The organism is Bacillota bacterium (genome assembly GCA_013314855.1).
GTDB lineage: Bacteria > Bacillota > Clostridia > Acetivibrionales > DUMC01 > Ch48.
Window position 1 is genome coordinate 14074 of record JABUEW010000042.1, and the last position, 18598, is coordinate 32671.

13 protein-coding genes are annotated in these 18598 nt (G+C 37.1%); all 13 read left to right on the top strand.

Going from position 1 to position 18598, the window contains the following annotated elements:
- The first annotated feature begins 15 nt into the window (after nt 1–15).
- The 13 genes from HPY74_09035 (at nt 16) to HPY74_09095 (ending at nt 18452) form a co-directional block, all read left to right on the top strand.
- A complete protein-coding gene (locus HPY74_09035; GenBank protein ID NSW90795.1) occupies nt 16–2115 on the top strand; it encodes an alpha-L-fucosidase in 2100 nt (699 codons plus the stop codon).
- A 41-nt stretch (nt 2116–2156) separates the two neighbouring features.
- Nucleotides 2157–3233: a hypothetical protein gene (locus HPY74_09040; protein NSW90796.1), complete on the top strand. Its 1077-nt coding sequence runs from the start codon at nt 2157–2159 to the stop codon at nt 3231–3233.
- Between the two features lie 396 nt (nt 3234–3629).
- On the top strand, nt 3630–4802 hold the full coding sequence (locus HPY74_09045; protein ID NSW90797.1) for an aminopeptidase P family protein: 1173 nt from the start codon (nt 3630–3632) through the stop codon (nt 4800–4802).
- Between the two features lie 4 nt (nt 4803–4806).
- Nucleotides 4807–5175 (top strand): sensory rhodopsin transducer, encoded by a 369-nt coding sequence (locus HPY74_09050; protein ID NSW90798.1) that lies wholly within the window; start codon nt 4807–4809, stop codon nt 5173–5175.
- 63 nt (nt 5176–5238) lie between these two features.
- The gene (locus tag HPY74_09055) at nt 5239–6930 is read left to right on the top strand and encodes an extracellular solute-binding protein (GenBank protein ID NSW90799.1); all 1692 of its coding nucleotides are present in this window, start codon (nt 5239–5241) and stop codon (nt 6928–6930) included.
- Nucleotides 6931–7062: 132 nt separating this feature from the next.
- Entirely contained in the window at nt 7063–8001 is a 939-nt protein-coding gene (locus HPY74_09060; protein ID NSW90800.1) for a sugar ABC transporter permease, read from the top strand.
- A gap of 44 nt (nt 8002–8045) precedes the next feature.
- Nucleotides 8046–8939, top strand: a complete 894-nt coding sequence (locus tag HPY74_09065) for a carbohydrate ABC transporter permease (GenBank protein ID NSW90801.1) — start codon at nt 8046–8048, stop codon at nt 8937–8939.
- A 247-nt stretch (nt 8940–9186) separates the two neighbouring features.
- Entirely contained in the window at nt 9187–9432 is a 246-nt protein-coding gene (locus tag HPY74_09070; protein ID NSW90802.1) for a hypothetical protein, read from the top strand.
- A 54-nt stretch (nt 9433–9486) separates the two neighbouring features.
- Nucleotides 9487–10914: a M81 family metallopeptidase gene (locus HPY74_09075; protein NSW90803.1), complete on the top strand. Its 1428-nt coding sequence runs from the start codon at nt 9487–9489 to the stop codon at nt 10912–10914.
- Nucleotides 10915–11206: 292 nt separating this feature from the next.
- Nucleotides 11207–12232: a LacI family DNA-binding transcriptional regulator gene (locus HPY74_09080; GenBank protein ID NSW90804.1), complete on the top strand. Its 1026-nt coding sequence runs from the start codon at nt 11207–11209 to the stop codon at nt 12230–12232.
- 244 nt (nt 12233–12476) lie between these two features.
- The gene (locus HPY74_09085; protein NSW90805.1) at nt 12477–15461 is read left to right on the top strand and encodes a glycoside hydrolase; all 2985 of its coding nucleotides are present in this window, start codon (nt 12477–12479) and stop codon (nt 15459–15461) included.
- 63 nt (nt 15462–15524) lie between these two features.
- Complete coding sequence (locus tag HPY74_09090) at nt 15525–17027, top strand: family 78 glycoside hydrolase catalytic domain (GenBank protein ID NSW90806.1); 1503 nt, start codon at nt 15525–15527, stop codon at nt 17025–17027.
- A 471-nt stretch (nt 17028–17498) separates the two neighbouring features.
- A complete protein-coding gene (locus tag HPY74_09095) occupies nt 17499–18452 on the top strand; it encodes an RsmB/NOP family class I SAM-dependent RNA methyltransferase (protein ID NSW90807.1) in 954 nt (317 codons plus the stop codon).
- Nucleotides 18453–18598 lie beyond the last annotated feature (146 nt).

Here is an 18598-nt window from a genome sequence, read left to right on the forward strand (position 1 = left end):
ATTGGGGGAGTTAATGTGGACATGGGGAATATGTGGTTTAAAAAAAGTTTCAGGCGTAATTTGATTGATATGCATATTGCCGATTGGGACGAAAGGTTTTTAAGTGGATTTAATCCTGAAACTTACGCAGAAATGTTAAAACTGGCTGATGTTGATACAGCAATAATATATTCGGGTTCTTGCCTCGGGAACTGCTACTGGCCGACAAAGGTGGGGCATATGCATAAAAGCCTGAAAGGAAAGGACATATTAAAAGAAACTATAATAGAGTGCAAAAAAAGAGGTTTGAATGTTGTTGTATACTTCAATATATGGTCAAGATGGGCTTACGATACATATCCTGATTGGCGCATCAGAGATTGGGAAGGAAAAGGAATGATGGTTGAGAGAGGCGCCAGGTATGGAGTATGCTGTCCCAATTCCCCTTTTAGGGATTATGTAAAAGCCCAAATAGAAGACCTTTGCAGTAACTACGAATTTGATGGAATGTGGATAGACATGATAGGGTGGATCGGTATGGTATGCTATTGCCCACATTGCAAGAAAAGGTATTACGAAGAGACAGGCATGGAAATTCCTTATACAATTGATTGGAAAGACAAGAACTGGGTTACATTCCAGAGAAAAAGGGAAGAATGGATGGCTGAGTTTGCTGAAATGATTACTAATACAGCCAAGGAAATTAAACCCGGTATTTCATTAGTACACCAATGTGCCTCATGGCTTACAGGGTGGGCAGGTGGCGCATCTTACAGATTTTTTAAGCAAAGTGACTACCTGGCCGGTGATTTCTACTCGGGAGCGCTGGAACAGTCTCTTATATGCAAATTCTTAAATTCAGTTACTGAAAACAGACCTATAGAGTTTATGACTTCCAGGTGTCCTGACCTTACAGACCACACCACTTTGAAACAAAAAGAACTTCTTGAAGCTCAAGTTTATTCCTCAATTTCAAATAATGCGGCCTTTGTTTTCATAGATGCTATAGACCCTGTAGGTACTATAAACCGTGAAGTTTATAAATTAATGGGTAATATATTTAGAAATACAAAGTCGTATGAAAAATATCTGGACCCTTCGGCCAAACAATGCTTTGATGTTGGAATCTACATGGACTTTTCTTCTTTTATAAACTTTGATGATAATGGAAAACATGTAAAGGATGCATCGTATGGTACAAAACAAATTGAAAATACCTATAACATTGCAAAAACATTAATAGATTATAATATTCCCTATGGTGTTGTTACTGCAAAAAATCTTAATGAATTGGAAGAATATCAAGTAATTGTATTATCTGATATTGTTATGCTTGATCAAGCTGAGATAGAGGCACTAAAAAAGTTTGTACAAAACGGAGGAAGTATATATGCCAGTGGTCGTACTTCGTTGTTAACCAAAGACGGAAGCACTACCGGTGACTTTCAGTTGGCAGAACTGTTTGGGGTTTCATATAATGGTGAAACAGATGAAAATATCACATATATGGCTCCAACTGAAAGTGGCCAGGAGTTATTTACAGGTTTTTCGAAGAAGTATCCCATGATGATTTCAGATACACAAATAAAAGTAAGAGTTGAAGATGGGACAAATTGTAAACCGGAGGTATTGGCAAAGCTTAGTTTACCGTACACAAATCCGAAAGATAATAACCGGTTTTCTTCAGCTATAAGCAACCCTCCGGGAATTGATACCAATATTCCTTCAATGGTGCTTAACAGATATGGTAGAGGAAGGGTAATTTATTCTTCAGGTAAACTAGAAATCATAAAACATGAAGCTCATAGGGAAGTATTTGCAAACATTATTAAACATCTTTTTGCAAAACCGGCTAGTTTTGAAACCAATGCGTATAAACCGGTTGAAATAACACTATTTAATCAAGATGAGAACAGACGGTACATAATAAATGTACTTAACTATCAGAAAGACCTGCCTAATATTCCTGTGGATGGAATATGGGTACGAATTTTTTTAGATGGGAAAATACCTGTAAGGCTCATTAAGTTGCCGGAGGAAGAAAACATGGATTATGGCATTTACGAAAACCGGCTTGAATTTAAGGTACCAAAGCTGGAAGTATTTTCAATGTTTGCACTGGACTATGATTATTAGGAAGGTTATTAGAAAAGAACCATGAAAAGGGAGGAGCAAAAATGACTAGCAGAGAAAGGGTTATTAATGCACTAGATTTTAAAAGAACAGATAGAATACCAAGGTATGAAATTTTTCTTCCTGGATTTATTGATAAATGGAGGAAGGCTAAAAACATGCCTGATGACAGCTGGATCTATGATTATTATAACAAAGTGGATATAGGGACAGTTATAGCAGACCAGCATGGGCCTTATTATTCAAAAGCTGTTATACTTAAAAGAGAAGGCAGTGCTTATTATGAGTTGGATAGTTGGGGGAGGATACTTTATAAAAAGCAGAATGCTTTTTTTGAAAAGGAAGTTGATGTAGCAATTAAAGAAAAAGGCAAAGAACCTCCCTTTGAATCTCCCCTGGATAAGAACAGGCAAAAGGCTTTTATGGATATACCGCCTAAGTTCAAGGAAAGTTTTGCATTAGTATCAGGTGTATTAGGCCTTTATATGGGGTGTTCGAGACTTAGGGGAGAGGTACAGTTTCTAATGGATATTGCTGAAGATGAGCCTTACTGCAAATATCTTGCAGGACGTCTTGCAGATTTTACTACAGAACTTGGTTTGAGCATTGTAGAGATAACAGGTACAAAAGATACAGCCATATGGGTGTATGATGAGCTTTCCAGCAGAACCGGTCCCTTGTTTTCACCAAATAGCTTCTATAAAATATTTTTTCCGTGTTATAAAAAGATGATTGACACGTGGAAGAAAAATGGAGTTAAAAATGTGATATTGCATTGCGACGGAAATAGCCTACCTTTGCTTGACATAATTATAGAAGCAGGGTTTACCGGAATCCAAAGCCTGGCGCCTACAACAGGCATGTGGCTTCCTGATGTAAAGACCAAATATGGAAATAGACTTTCTTTAATTGGAGGAATGTGCAATATTTATACTCTGTCAAGTGGTACCAAAACCGAGATAGAAAAACAGACAAAGGCAATTGTTGAAGCTGCAAAAGAGGGTGGTGTAATAATTGGTACTCATTCGATAGATGAAGATATACCTGTTGAAAACTATGACTACTATTATTCAGTGCTTGAAAAATATGATGAGATGTGGCCTGTTAGGAGTGGTGAATGATGAAAAGTATTGCGAATGATTATTAAGTTATGCAAACGGTATCAGATAAAGTATGTATCTTTTGAGAACTAAAACCTGTTATTATGCAAAGACTGAGAAATGTGACAGGATATGATTATTAGAATATTAGAATGTTTTACAAAAATAACAAAAATATTTTCAAATAGTATTGACTTTGCATAGAATATTATATAAAATAAATATGCAAACGTTATCAGAATATAGGTAAGTTATAACAGTAAAAAGTATAATGCATTATCAAGTCGCTAAAACGCTTAAAAATTTTTTCGTATAAAACTAGAGAAAGGGGGAATTTCAAAACAACATATCTATTAAAATAAAAAAGCACAACTCTGGAATTCCAAAACACCACAACTCTAACAGGAGGTAAACGTAATGGCTTATTATGATGTTAAAGAACATGGTGAAAGGATTGCTAAAGTAAAGGAAATCCTTGAAAACAATGATCTTGATTTTGCATTTGTCTATTATGATGAATTCAACCTGGCAAACGGATGGTATCTTACAGCATGGTGTCCCCAGTTTGAAAGTGGGGCAGTATTAGTTCCAAGAGAAGGTGAACCCATGATATTGGGAGGGCCTGAAAGTGAACCCTTCGCAAAACAGGACAGCGCAATAAAAGAGACAAGAAATCTTCCCGTCTTTATGGTTCCTGACGAAGAATACCCAAATGCTATAATTATTAATTTTAAAGAGTTATTTAATGAAATAAGTTCAGGCAAAAAAATTAAACGGGTCGGAATGGTTGGAGCAGAACAAATGCCGGTATCTGTGTATAAAGAAGTAGCAGAGAACTTCAAAGGAGTAGAATTAATTGATATCACAGGTGACTTCCTTAAACTTAGATACATAAAAAGTAAATGGGAAATTGAGCAAATCAGGCAGGCTTTTAAATTGGCACATTATTCCTATAAAGCAATGATAGAAAAAATCAAGCCTGGTGTACCCGAATATGAAGTAGCTGCAGCAGGAGAAGCGGCAGCACGGGCATTAGGAGCTAACGGATTTGCTTTTAAAACTATTGTAGGCAGTGGAAAACGCTCTAATGCAGTGGTTCCTACAGCGATGGACAAGATAATGGAAACCGGCGAGATGGTTATGTTAGGAATTTCCCCTAGATGGAAAGGATATAGCGGAGTGTTTGGAGATACTTTACCTGTAAGCGGGAAATTTACACCTTCCCAGGAAGAATGCCTGAAGCATGTTAAAGAAGCCATGTACCTGACAAAACAGCAATTAATTCCAGGTAAAATCGGTAAAGAAATTGATGCGCCTGCCAGGGCATATTTTGAAAAAGTTGGGTATCTCAAATATCTTGTCTGTCCTTTTGCGCATACAATTGGAATTATGGAAGCGGAAGCACCCTTTTTCGGGCCTAACAGTACTGATGAACTGAAACCTGGGATGACAGTATGTGTCGATGTAAGTTTTTTCGGACACCCTGAATTCAACGGTTTAAGGATTGAAACAGGCTATGAAATTACAGAAAGCGGACCTGTACCCTTAAGTGAAGAAATGGATAAAATACTTCTAGGAAAAAGGAGATAGTTCTATGTGTATAGAGAAAGGGAAAAGAAACTGGGTTTTTTCCGATGGGGATCTGCCTCCCGCCGGAGACAAAGAACCATTTGGACATGAAGCTTTAATGGTTACCAATATGAACGAAGAAGACGCAAGCATAACTATTGATATTTATTTTGAGGATAAAGACCCGGTGAAAGGTATAAATATAACAGTACCTGCCGAAAGAGTAAAGTGCTTTAGATTGGACATACCTATAGGAGATAGGCAGTATCAAATACCTAAAGGCCAATATTCATTGGCTTTACATAGCAATATTCCTGTTGTTGCTGTGTTCGGGAGGCTTGATGTAAGGCAGCCAAACCTTGCTTATTACTCGGTGCAGGGGTATGGGTATTAATCTAATTCCAGGTTTAAACTCAAAAAAGAGTTTAAATTATAAATTTATAAAGGAGGAGTTTCTATGTCAATGAAAAGAGTATTATTTTTGAGTCTTGCCTTGTTGTTATGTGTTTCTGTTATTTTCACAGGTTGTGGGACGAAAAAGGGAACAGAGTCCGGTGATAAGGATGTAAAGACTGGAGAAACAGGGGACAAAGGGAAACAGGAAGAAATACCTGATCCATTTGGAAAATATAATCCACCCATAACCGTAAAAACTGTTAGAACCACACCAAACCCTGCAACAGTTAAATATGCTGAGGGTGATTCACCTGAAAACAACCCATGGACCAGAGCATATGAAGAAGAACTTGGTATTAAAGTAAAGTACGAATGGATAGTGGATGCATCCCAATGGGCTCAAAGAACAAACCTGATGATAGCTTCAGGAGAAATTCCTGACTTTTTCCAGGCAGATATGAATCAGTTTAACCAACTGGTAAAAGCTGACTTATTGGCTGACATGACGGAATCTTATGAAAAATATGCTTCACCTTATACTAAGCAAGTAATTATGGAGAGCGGCCCTGCCCAATTTGAATCGGCCAAGGTAAATGGACGTCTTATGGCAGTTCCGTTTACAGCGATAACGAAAGAAGGAGTGCCCATTTTGTTGGTACGTGAAGATTGGCGTACTAAACTTAACCTTCCTGAACCCAAAACCATGAACGACTTATTCAAAATTATTGAAGCATTTACCAAAAATGATCCCGATGGAAACAAGAAAGATGATACTATAGGAATTTGCATTGATAATGCTCTATTTTCTAGTCAAACTTCCCAAGGGCTTGCTCTTGGCTATCATGCATATCCAAAAAAGTGGATAAAAGATGCTTCTGGAAACCTGGTTTATGGCAGTATACAGCCTGAAATGAAAAATGTTCTAGCTAAGATGCAGGAGATGTATAAAAATGGCCTAATTGATAAAGAGTTTGGCTCAAAAGACATAGTTAAGGCTTATGAGAGTCTTACAAGCGGGAAAGCCGGAGTTTTCTTCGGAGGATTTCCGTCTCCGTTATGGCCACTGCAGTCTCTATATACCAATGACCCGACTGTAGAGTGGAGTTATTATCCAATACCTTCTATTGATGGTAAAACAGCAAAAACAGTAGCTGAATCAAAACCTAACGGATATTGGGTTGTGAATAAGAATATGAAGAACCCGGAGGCTGTATTGAAACTAATGAATTATTGGACACAAACATTCTATGCTAACACTGACGATGCAATTTACGAAAAAATGGTTAATGCCAAAGATGGAAACGAAATATGGCAGAATGCGATATGTCAGACTCATAGAGGTTTTAAGAATCTAGAGGCTTATTACAATGTTTCTGCAGCATATAAGGGAGAGAAACCAGTTTCTTCCTTAACACCTGAAGAAAGAGGATATCTCCAGAAAATCAAAGATTTTGAAGCTGGCGACAACACATTATGGTGTTGGGGACAGATATTCGGGGTTGGTGGTATCCTTAAGGTTGTAGGTTATTATAGAGATAATGATTTATACGTACAAAATGAATTCTACGGTGAACCTACAAAAACTCAAACTGAAAAGGGTGCAACACTTAATAGCCTTGAAGATGAAACCTTTATGAAAATAGTAACCGGAGTTGCTCCGATAAGTGAGTTTGATAACTTTGTTGAACAGTGGAAGAAGCTTGGTGGGGATGACTGGACCCGGGAAGTAAATGAGTGGTACAAAAATAGATAATGTGCTATAATATTATAAGCATGAATACCTATTTTTAAATTACAGGGAGTGAGGAGATTTTCCCACTCCCTGTAAAATAATATAAATTGCCGGTTGGTAAAGTGAATGAATGGAAGGGGGTATGTGTTTATTATGGAAGATAGTAAGTCAATAATAAAGAACCGTATAGAAAAAAAGAAAGGCAGGATAAGTCAAGCACCATTATATATTATGGTCCTGCCTGCAATTATCATAGTATTTATTTATTCCTATATACCCATGGCAGGTATAGTAATTGCTTTTCAAGACTTTATTCCTGCTAAAGGACTCTTCGGGAAACAGACCTGGGTAGGATTTCAAAACTTTGTATTCCTTTTTCAACTTCCTAATTCCTTTAGAATATTTTGGAATACTATATATATTGCTGTCATGAAAATAATATCAGGTTTGACATTTCCTGTAATTATAGCCCTTTTACTTAATGAATTGAGGCATAAATGGTATAAAAGGACTGTGCAGACCCTCATTTACCTTCCAAATTTTTTATCATGGGTAATATTTGCCGGTATACTGGTAGACATTCTTTCACCCGGAACCGGTATTATTAACAAAATGTTAGAGTTTGCAGGTATAAAACCAATCTATTTTCTAGGTAACCCGAAATGGTTTCCATATACTATGGTTATAACAGATGTATGGAAAAATTTTGGATTTAGCACAATAGTATATTTAGCAGCTATAACTAATATTGATCCAACTATATATGAAGCAGCTTACATAGATGGAGCTAATAAGTGGAAACAGACTATTCATGTTACTCTTCCGGGAATGAAAGCCATAATTGTCCTGGTAGCAACTTTAAGCCTTTCCAATATACTAAATGCAGGTTTTGAACAAATATTCAATATGTATAGCCCTCAGGTTTACGAGACAGGAGATATTATTGATACTTTCGTTTACAGAATGGGACTTATAAATGCAAGGTACGGGTTAGCTACTGCTGTTGGTACTCTTAAATCCGTAGTATCATGTATATTAATTTCGGTTTCATATTATCTGGCATACAAATTTGCAGATTACAGAATATTCTAAATATGAGCAATAAATAATATTATTGTGTGACAGGAGGGGATATCTTGAAAATTAAGCGGACACTAGGGGAACGAATATTCAATGTATTTAATTACACGTATATGCTTTTCCTTTCATTAATATGTATATTGCCACTTGTTCATGTATTGGCCATTTCATTAAGTAATAAAGCAGTTGTTGATGCGGGAAGGGTAACCTTGATACCTATAGGTTTCAATCTCGAATCCTATAAGTATATACTTACAAAACCCGAGTTTATAAGGGCATTTACAATTACTTTAAAAAGACTTGCTCTTGGCATAAGTATAAATATGCTGCTTACAATAATGACTGCATATCCCCTTTCAAAAGAGGTTAAAGCTTTTAAACACAGGACATTTATTGTATGGTATTTCATAATTACCATGCTTTTTGGTGGAGGGTTAATACCCTTTTATATGACAGTAAAAGCTACTAAATTGATGGATACGGTTTGGGCACTTGTAATACCTGGAGCAGTACCAATATATAATGTAGTACTTATGCTTAATTTTTTCAGAAGCTTGCCTAAAGAATTGGAAGAATCTGCTATGATAGATGGTGCAGGACATTGGACGATATTGTGGAAGATATATGTGCCGGTATCTACGGCTGGTATAGCGACAATTACCCTGTTTACGGCAGTAGGGCATTGGAATGCATGGTTTGACGGATTAATACTTATGAATAAACCGGAAAACTATCCTTTACAAAGTTATTTACAAACTGTAATATTGGGTCTTACAACTATGTTGGGTACTACTAGTATAGCTGAAGACTGGAAGGTGCTTCAGGTAATATCAGATAGAACTGTTAAATCTTCACAAATATTTCTAGGTGCACTTCCTATAATATTAGTATATCCCTTTCTCCAGAGGTACTTTATTAAGGGAATAGTATTAGGAAGTGTAAAACAATAACGGGTTTGCATATAGATAAGGTCTTACAGGAGGAAAGACATGCATCAAAGTACTCAACTTAAAAATAAGAAATGTTTTGTTAAAAAATTACTATGTGTTTTTATAACAGTTTGGGAACCTTATATATAATGACTATCATAAAAAGTATCCTTCAGAAAGGGCAGAAACAGCACAGAAATGGAATTCAATTATTAAGGAAACTGATGAGAAGTTTGGGTATGCTGCAGTATATGGTGGAAATGCCTATGTGTATGAACCTATAATATATCTTGGGAAGCCTTCACTATTACCACTTCCTTCCATGTTGCCTTCCATTTATGATACCTTTAAGAAAGTAGTTGACTCACTGGAATCAGCAAAAATTATTGCCATGGTAACAGAAGAAGTAGTTATGGCCGCCACTTTTCTTGTAGTGTTACCTTTGTTGATAGTATATTTATTTTTGCAAAGGCAGTTTGTTGAGGGAATTGAACGTACTGGGCTTGTGGAATAATGAGCTAAGTAAATTATATTAAACTTACAAAATATGATATTGGAGGGATCATATATGAAAATAGTTGTAGGCTCGTTACAGCAAGAAACAAATACTTTTAGCCCCATTAAAGCTAGCTGGAAAGACTTTGACTATGTTGCGGGTGAAAGGGTTTTAAGTAAAGTCGCTGTAACCGATGTTTTTAGAGAAGCGGGGGCAGAATTGATTCCAACTATATATGCAAATGCCGTACCTTCAGGTAGATTGGATAAGGAAAGCTTCAAAAAGCTTTGTAATGAATTGGTAGAGGGTATTCCTGCCGGAAAAGAGATTGACGGGATCTGGCTCTACCTCCATGGAGCTATGGAAGTAGAGGATATAGGTAGCGGCGAAGTAGCATTATTGTCAATAATACGTGAGAAAGTTGGTTATAAGGTTCCAATTGCCATAGCCCTTGATTTTCATGCCAATAATTCTGAAGAGATTGTAAAGTATGCCAACATAATATGCGGTTACAAAACAGCACCTCATACTGATATGGCAGAAACGCAGATAAGGGCTGCTCAATTATTGCTAAAATGTATTAGAGAAGAACTTCTACCTCAGCCTGTAATTGTAAGGATACCGCTTATGATTACAGGTGATATGGTAATTACAGAATGCGAACCGATGAAATCAATTATGGAGGAAGCAGAAAGAATTGAAGGCAAACAAGGTATACTTTCCGTATCGGTTTTCAATGGTCAAAACTGGGTAGATGCTCCTAATGTAGGGGCGAGTGTCATTGTTATTCCTGAAAGTGATAAAGATATGGCACTAAAAGAGGCAAAACGCCTGGGTAAGATGTTCTGGGATTGCAGAAAAGATTTCAGATTTCAGGTAGATGCAATGGAACCTGAAGAAGCAGTTGATAAGGCTCTTAAAGCATCTGAAAACCTTATTTTCATAACCGATTCGGGAGATAATACTACTGCAGGGGCTGCAGGTGATAACACTTATCTACTGAAAATACTTTTATCTAAAAATGCCCAAAATACACTTGTAGGCGGCATAACTGATAGTATAGCTGTTAAAGCATGTGAAAAACATAGAGTTGGCGACAGTATACAGCTTACTATTGGGGCTAGACTTGCCCCGGAGAAGAGTGAACCTGCCCAAATATGCGGCATATTAAAGAATAAAGGTAATATTCTGGGCTGGGATGGTGAAGATGGTGGTAAGGCAGTAGTATTGGGAGTCCGAGGAATAGATGTTATTATAACTGAAAATAGATGTGCATTAATTTCACCTGAAATTTTTAAATCTATAGGTATTGATGTGTTTAATTACAAAGTTGTTGTTGTAAAACTAGGATACCTATACCCCAAACTTGCCAAAATAGCTCAAATGGCAATTCTGGCACTGACACCGGGTGCGAGTTGTGAAGCCATTGAAAAACTCGAATTCCACAATATCAAAAGACCGGTATACCCACTTGATACTGATTTTGAGTGGATACCGTAAAAAATATGTAGAAATTTAAAAATATAATATGCAAACGTTATTAATCGGATGTGCAAAAATATTTGACATCAATATCAAGAATTGATAATATTATTTTAAATATAATGTCGTTTTAATATTGAAATTGTGGTAATGTAAACAAGATTGCTTTAAATTTAAATGGCAAAATATAACAAAATATATAACTTAATAAGAATACTGTAAACCTTTGTTTTAAAGGCAACTATATTTAATATAACTATCAAATAAAATATAGTTGTGCAAACGATAACATTATATTGGAGGAGAAGCAATGTCAGCCACTTTAAAGGATGTAGCAAAAAAATTAAATATTTCAGTTTCTACTGTTTCAAGGGTAGTAAATGATAAGAGTTATGTGAGCCCAAAGACAAGAGAAAAAGTTTTAAAAGCTCTAGAAGAGATGAATTATTCGCCCAACCAGGTAGCGAGAAGCTTAAAAAAGAAGTCTACAAATACTATAGGAATAGTTGTGCCTGATATTAGTGAAGTCTTTTTCGCCCATGTAATTAAAGGAATTGATGAAGTTCTCAGTAATAATGGGTATTCAATTATTTTATGTGATACCGGTGAAAAACCTGAAAAAGAAGAATTATATTTAAACTTACTTATAGAAAAGCAAATAGATGGGATTATACTGGCCACAGTAAGCAAAAAACATGTGACTCTTCAGAGAATAATTGATAAAGCTTTGCCTGTAATATTTATAGATAACCTTCCTAATTTAAAAAGAGGATATGATTCTGTCATGATTGACAATAGCAAGGCCAGCTATATTGCAGTAGAACATTTAATTAAACTGGGGCATAGAAACATAGGTATAATAACGGGTAAACAGGATGAAACCACAGGGTATGAGCGCTTACTGGGGTATAAAAAGGCTCTTCAGGATAACAATATTAAAGTTGATGAAAACTTGATTACTATTGGGGATTTTAAGGAGAAATCCGGCTATGAAAATATGAAAATCCTATTAGAAAGGAATAAGGATATTACAGCAGTTTATGTGGTGAGCAGTAAGATGACATATGGAGCAATAAAAGCAATAACCGAAAGAGGGTTAAAAATACCTAAAGACATTGCTCTGGTTGGTTTTGATGTACATGACCCATCAGGGCTGATTACTCCCAGTATTACTACTATGATTCAACCTGAAGAGCATATTGGCCAAGTAGCAGCAGAATTAATACTAAAGAGGTTAAAAGAGAATGGAGAAAGACATAACCAGAAAATAATTTTGGAACCTGAACTTTTAATAAGAGATTCCTGCGGAGGACTAAATGTAAATAAATGCAAATAGAAGATGAGATTTTAAGAAGTACCGAGGGCATAGTAGGGGGAAACCTTCCTTTATTACTATGCCCTTTTTAGCTACCACGAACTATTGAGCACTTACGTAAAGGAAGATGCAGCTTTATGTGAAGGAACATTTAAAGCAGGAGACTACATTTATTTTAATCCGGAATAATATTCATGTAAGGAATGCTCTAGACAATCTGACAACAATAATGTATAGTATTGCCCAGAAAGGAGTGTCTTTTTGTATGGATATCAAAAAATTTGAATCACCTGATTGCATATTCAGACCAGCACCTTTCTGGAGCTGGAATGACAAACTTGATAAAGGTGAACTTGAAAGGCAAATACAGGAGATGGCCGACAAAGGGTGGGGAGGATACTTTATGCACTCAAGGGTCGGCCTGGTTACAGGGTATCTGTCAACTGATTGGATGGACCTCGTCAAAGCATGTGCTGAAAAAGCCAGGGAAACCGGTACTTACGCCTGGCTCTATGATGAAGATAAGTGGCCTTCAGGTTTTGCGGGAGGAGAGGTCCCCAAAAATGAAAAATATAGAAGTCGTGCACTGGTGTTACTTAAAGATGACCAGATAACGGAAAATGACCAGGTATTGCAAAGGCATGAACATGATGGTGTAGTGTACAATATATGTAGAAGAATATCACCCCTTGGTAATGCCTGGTTTAATGGGATGTCATATGTTGACCTGATGAACCCTGAGGCGGTTGATGCATTTATTAAGTGTACACATGAAAGATATAAAGAATATTGTGGAGAATACTTCGGAAAGGAAATCCCGGGAATTTTTACCGATGAACCCTGTTATCTGATGTCCGGACATTATAATGTACCTGTAATGCCATGGTCTGATTACCTCCCGGAATTCTTCAATAAGCTTAAAGGTTACAATATTTTGTCACATCTTACGGAGTTGTTCTTTGAAACCGGGGATTATAAAAGGATACGGTTTGACTTTTTTGACAGCGCCACAAGGCTATTTATGGAAAACTTTACAAAGAGATATTATGATTGGTGTGAAAAAAACAATCTGATAATGACTGGGCATTTTATGGCGGAAGACAACCTTATTTCACAGCTCTCATGGATAGGTGCTGCAATGCCACATTACCAATATATGCACTGGCCAGGCATAGATAAACTTGGCAGGAATATAGAACAGGTAGTTACCGTAAAGCAGGTAACTTCGGTGGTAGACCAACTTGGAAAGGAACGGGCATTTTGTGAAGTTTTTGGGTGTGTAGGGCAACAAGTAAGTTTTTTCCATAGAAAGTGGATTGCAGACTGGCAAGCAGTTCTTGGTATAAGCTTTGTGAACCATCACCTTTCGCTTTATTCTATGCGTGGAGAGAGAAAGAGGGATTATCCTGCCAACCTTTACTATCAGCAGCCCTGGTGGAAAAACGAAAAGAATTTTGCCGACTATATTGGAAGGCTTTCATATACGGTATCCCAGGGTAAAAGAAAGGTCGATATACTTCTGTTACATCCAATAGCCAGTGCATGGAGTACATATTCACCTATTAAAACCGATAGTTCAATAAAATTTATGCAGGGTGGCGCAGATAATTTTGACAGGCTGGCAAAAGAGCTTATTGCAAACAAACTTGACTTCCATTTTGGGGATGAAATCATAATGGAGAAACATTGCAGGGTTTACAATGGTAAAATTGAGGTAGGACAGCATAGTTATTCGTGTGTCGTTGTTCCTCCAATGATAACATTAAGGAAAAACACCCTAAAACTTATAAGTGAATTTGCCAACTATGGAAATTTAATTATGATGAAACCTGGCCCGGAAAGAATTGATGGAATAGAAACCGAAATACAGTGGCCACAAAGTATTAGATGGGCAAGTTCAATCGAGGAAGTGCTAAATATCTTGGATTCTTTATACCCGGATAGAATAAGTATAACTGACAGGCTTTCCGGCAGTCCGGCAAAAAAAATCATATTGCAGCAAAGAGCGCTTGAAAACGGTGAAATGTTGTTATTTGCAAATACTGATGAAAAGAGGGACATTTCAGCGGAAATCCGGATTCCCGGGGAACATGAACTAACCGCTGCCGATATTTGCAGCGGAAAGCTGTATAAAATTCCCTACAGGCTGGAAAACGGCTGCACAATACTGGAAGTTAAATTTTATCCTGCAGGGTCACTTTTACTTTTTATGGATATGAAAGTACAGGATGCCAATCCTTCTCCGACAGTGCTGGATTCGGGTATTGAATTTTTTACACTGGGTGATTCGTCATTAATTATTGAAAACTGGAGTACTCATATCCTTGAAGAAAATGTACTCCCGCTTAATGATGTCACATTATATTTAAACGGTAAAAAAGTAGCGGACAGACAACCGCTGGCTATGGTATGGCACAACTTATTCTATAAGGCTGAAGATGGAACACCGTTCAGTGCCGAATACAATTTTAAAGTAATCAACATACCCGAGGGAGAGGTTTTCGCTGCAATAGAAAATGCAGAAAATCTAGACTGTATTACTATAAATGGTAACCGGGTGAAACCGATGAAAACACCTGGGGAAATGGGAAGGTTTGATGTTAACAAGAACTGGAAAGATATAAGTTTTACAAAAGTTTCTCTGACGGGATTCATCAAGCAAGGTATCAATACTTTAAAGATAGAGGGTAAAAAGATTAATAATATAACAGGTCCTGGAACTCACATAGGGGTTAAGGACTTTAAAAACCATAATGCTACTGAAGTCGAAACCGTATATATTGTTGGGAAGTTTTCAGTAGTAGATGAAAACAGGACGGTGTTCAGTATTGATGGAAGTATATTCGAACCTGATCACAAGGACATTACATCTTCAGGATATCCATTTTATGCCGGAAGTATTACACTTACAGCATCTGTAAATCTCGAAAATACAGGCAAAAAGGTATATCTTAGACTAAACAATATAAATGCTGCAAGTGCGAGTGTCAACGTCAACGGAAGGAATATTGGCCTTAAGTACTGGGAACCCTTCATATATGACATAACAGATGCCGTTGTTAAGGGAAGCAATGAAATAGAAGTAACTCTTGATACTACACTATTTAACCTCATGGGCCCGAATAGGATAAAGGATATTGTTGAAAAAGAATATGTTGGTCCTCACACATTTATTGCTTTTGATCAATATAAGGAAAAGTATGAATTGCTTCCGTTCGGTATGGGAAATGCAAGCATTTATGTGATATAGCAATGATTCCGGATTTGGGAGGGTGTTTTATAACATCCACAGATGTAATAGAGGTGGTTTTAATTGTCTAAAGGTTTTAAAGTCGGTAATCTTACTTGTAACTATCTGAAAAATCCAGTTGGAATAGATTCCAAACCTCGTTTTTCGTGGAAACTTTACTCAGCAGTCCGCGGGCAACGCCAAACTGCATATCGACTGCTTGTTTCAAGCTCCAAAGAGAATTTTGATTGCGGCATTTATGATGCATGGGATAGTGGAAAGATTGCGTCATCAGACAGCGTACATATCGTCTACGCCGGAAAAACTCTATTGCCGCGTACACGCTACTGGTGGAAGGTTGTGGCGTATGATATGGAAGATATGCCTTTTGAAAGTGAAGCTGCATTCTTTGAAACCGGCAAAATGAATGAGAAATGGAATGCAAACTGGATTACAGCAAATTATATAAGAAATGAGTCTACTGCTTTTATTGCCCCATTTCTCCGCACTTCCTTCGAGCTTCATTGTACTCCTGTAGAGGCAAGGCTATATATCTGCGGACTGGGATATTTTTATGCCTATATCAACGGTGTAAAACCTTCGGATGATGTGCTTTCTACTGCTTTTACCCGGTTTGATAGCACTGTTCTGTACCTCACATATGATGTCACGGAACTGCTAAAACCCGGCAAGAATGCTCTTGGTGTAATTTTAGGCAATGGCTGGTATAATTGTTTTACTGAAGACCCATGGAATACACGCCAGGCAACATGGAGACATTGGCCAAAAGTTATTGCAGAGCTACACATAAAACTTTCCGATGGCAGCGAGACCGTTATAATCACTAATCAGTCATGGAAGTCTGCACAGAGCCCTATTATTTTTAACGGTATAAGAAACGGGGAATTTTATGATGCGCGTCTTGAAATACCGGGCTGGAATACTCCCGAGTTTGATGATTCAAAATGGGAAACTGCAAAAATAATTCGTCCACCTGGTGGGGTACTGCGTGCTTTTGAGCTTCAGCCCATAAGAATAACCCGTGAATTTCCGGCTGTGAAGAAATGGCGATCACCTTCAGGTACATGGATATTTGATATGGGACAGAACTTTTCCGGTGTTGCAAGAATCAAAGTAGAGGGGAAAGCAGGCACAGAAGTGGTAATTAAGTATTCCGATATGCTCAAAGAAGACAATCTTAGCTTAAACCAGGTTCCGATTGCCGGCTTTGTAAAAAGTGGCGAGTTTCAGACTGACAAATATATAAAAAAGAGCGATGAGGTTGAAATATGGCAGCCGGTTTTTGTGTATCACGGATTCCAGTACATAGAGCTTTCCGGACTTGATTACGAGCCTGGTCTGGATGCTGTGACTGGCCTTGTCATGCATACTGATTTTGAAGAAAGAGGGCATTTTAGGTGTTCTGACGAACTTCTGAATACTGTCCAAAAGCTTTGTTATTGGTCGACGGTTTCAAACTATCACAGCATACCCACTGACTGCCCCCATAGAGAAAAGAATGGCTGGACAGGCGATTGGGTTCTTATGCAACACTTTATCTTCCAGTATACTACAATGGTAAGATAAAGGAAAACGGGGGCAGTATTGAAGGAGTATTCGGCATTAATATGGACATAAAAGGAAACAACCTTGTTTTAACTTTGGTTTCAGGCAAATATAAATTTGAAATTTGCAGGAGCACAGAATAATTTGTGCTACCTGCTCTTTTGATAATTTTTTATTTAAGATTAATTTTATTTAACGTTAAACAGCACCAGGAATCAGGGAGGGGATTATGTGAAAAAATTCCTGTTAATAAGACAAGGTCTAAATAAATCGACTGTTTGAGTAAAATAATTACATTGATACCAAGGATATCACGATGGAATTGGCCTTGAGGAGGTACCTTTTATGGCATCTTCTAAAGGCCAAATTTATATATAAAACATAAGGACACATTTTCCGTATAAAACTTAGACTTGACTATTATAAAAGGTCTATAAAAATTATAAAGGAAATTTCAAAATTTATTAGTTTTTGGAAGGAATGATAAAACAAATGAAATCATATACTCAACTTTACAAAAAACTGCCCATAGATTTTTTGGAGCATATCTCGACTCAATACAGTCCGAATGAGCTTGAAAGGATTTATTCAGGATTTATGTCTGCAAGGCCAGTGACGCTTAGGGTGAACAGGTTGAAGACTGACATACGCAGTGTGATGAATATCTTCAGGAAAGATAATATAAAATTCGAGAGAGTACTCTGGTATGAAGATGCCTTGATCATAAGAAATAAAAAGGAAAAAGACATTGAATTGCATGGACTTTTCGTGGATGGTAAGATATACCTGCAGAGTTTGTCTAGTATGATTCCTCCTCTTATTATCCAGCCGCAAAAAGGGTGGAAGATACTTGACCTAACAGCGGCACCCGGAAGTAAAACTACACAGCTTGCATCAATCATGGGAAATGATGGGTTTATATTGGCCAACGAATTGAATCCTATCAGGGCTGAAAGGCTTAAGTTCAATATAGAACGGCAAGGAGCAAATATTGTGGAGGTAAGGGTAGGAGACGGGAAAAGGTTAGAGAATAACTGGAATGAATACTTCGATGCAGTTTTACTTGATGCTCCTTGCAGCGGTACAGGTCTTTTTTCCATAAGCAGTCCTCAGAGCTATCGAGGGTGGACAATTAGAAACATGCTGCGCTGTTCAAAAGAACAAAAGAAGTTGTTGGAAACAGCAATTCGCGTATTGAAGACGGGAGGTGTACTTGTATATTCTACTTGCAGTATTATGAAAGAAGAAAACGAGGACAATGTAGCATGGATGCTGGAAAATTTCCGTGGTCGGATTGAGGCGGAAAAGATAAATCTAAACCTTACGGGATTAGGTGTAGATGTGAAGAGGGTTGATATCGCGGGTTCTAGTGATAATATAATACTTATTTTACCGACAGCTCTTTATGAAGGATTCTTTATAAGCAAGTTTAGAAAAATTGAATAATTAAGAGACATGAATAATTAAGGGCCTCTTCATAAAATTTTTTATACAGCAATAGAGCATATTTTAAAAAAGGGCTGGTTTTTTTAAGAGCAGCATGTTATAATAAAAATATGGAAACAGGTGTATATAGCAAGGATAAGAAAATT

Excerpts from the sequence above, each read along its gene's own strand:
- HPY74_09075 (NSW90803.1), top strand. The coding sequence starts at position 9,487 with ATGAAAATAGTTGTAGGCTCGTTACAGCAAGAAACAAATACTTTTAGC.
- HPY74_09085 (NSW90805.1), top strand. The coding sequence starts at position 12,477 with ATGGATATCAAAAAATTTGAATCACCTGATTGCATATTCAGACCAGCA.
- HPY74_09050 (NSW90798.1), top strand. The coding sequence starts at position 4,807 with ATGTGTATAGAGAAAGGGAAAAGAAACTGGGTTTTTTCCGATGGGGAT.
- HPY74_09060 (NSW90800.1), top strand. The coding sequence starts at position 7,063 with ATGGAAGATAGTAAGTCAATAATAAAGAACCGTATAGAAAAAAAGAAA.
- HPY74_09040 (NSW90796.1), top strand. The coding sequence starts at position 2,157 with ATGACTAGCAGAGAAAGGGTTATTAATGCACTAGATTTTAAAAGAACA.
- HPY74_09080 (NSW90804.1), top strand. The coding sequence starts at position 11,207 with ATGTCAGCCACTTTAAAGGATGTAGCAAAAAAATTAAATATTTCAGTT.
- HPY74_09045 (NSW90797.1), top strand. The coding sequence starts at position 3,630 with ATGGCTTATTATGATGTTAAAGAACATGGTGAAAGGATTGCTAAAGTA.
- HPY74_09095 (NSW90807.1), top strand. The coding sequence starts at position 17,499 with ATGAAATCATATACTCAACTTTACAAAAAACTGCCCATAGATTTTTTG.
- HPY74_09055 (NSW90799.1), top strand. The coding sequence starts at position 5,239 with ATGTCAATGAAAAGAGTATTATTTTTGAGTCTTGCCTTGTTGTTATGT.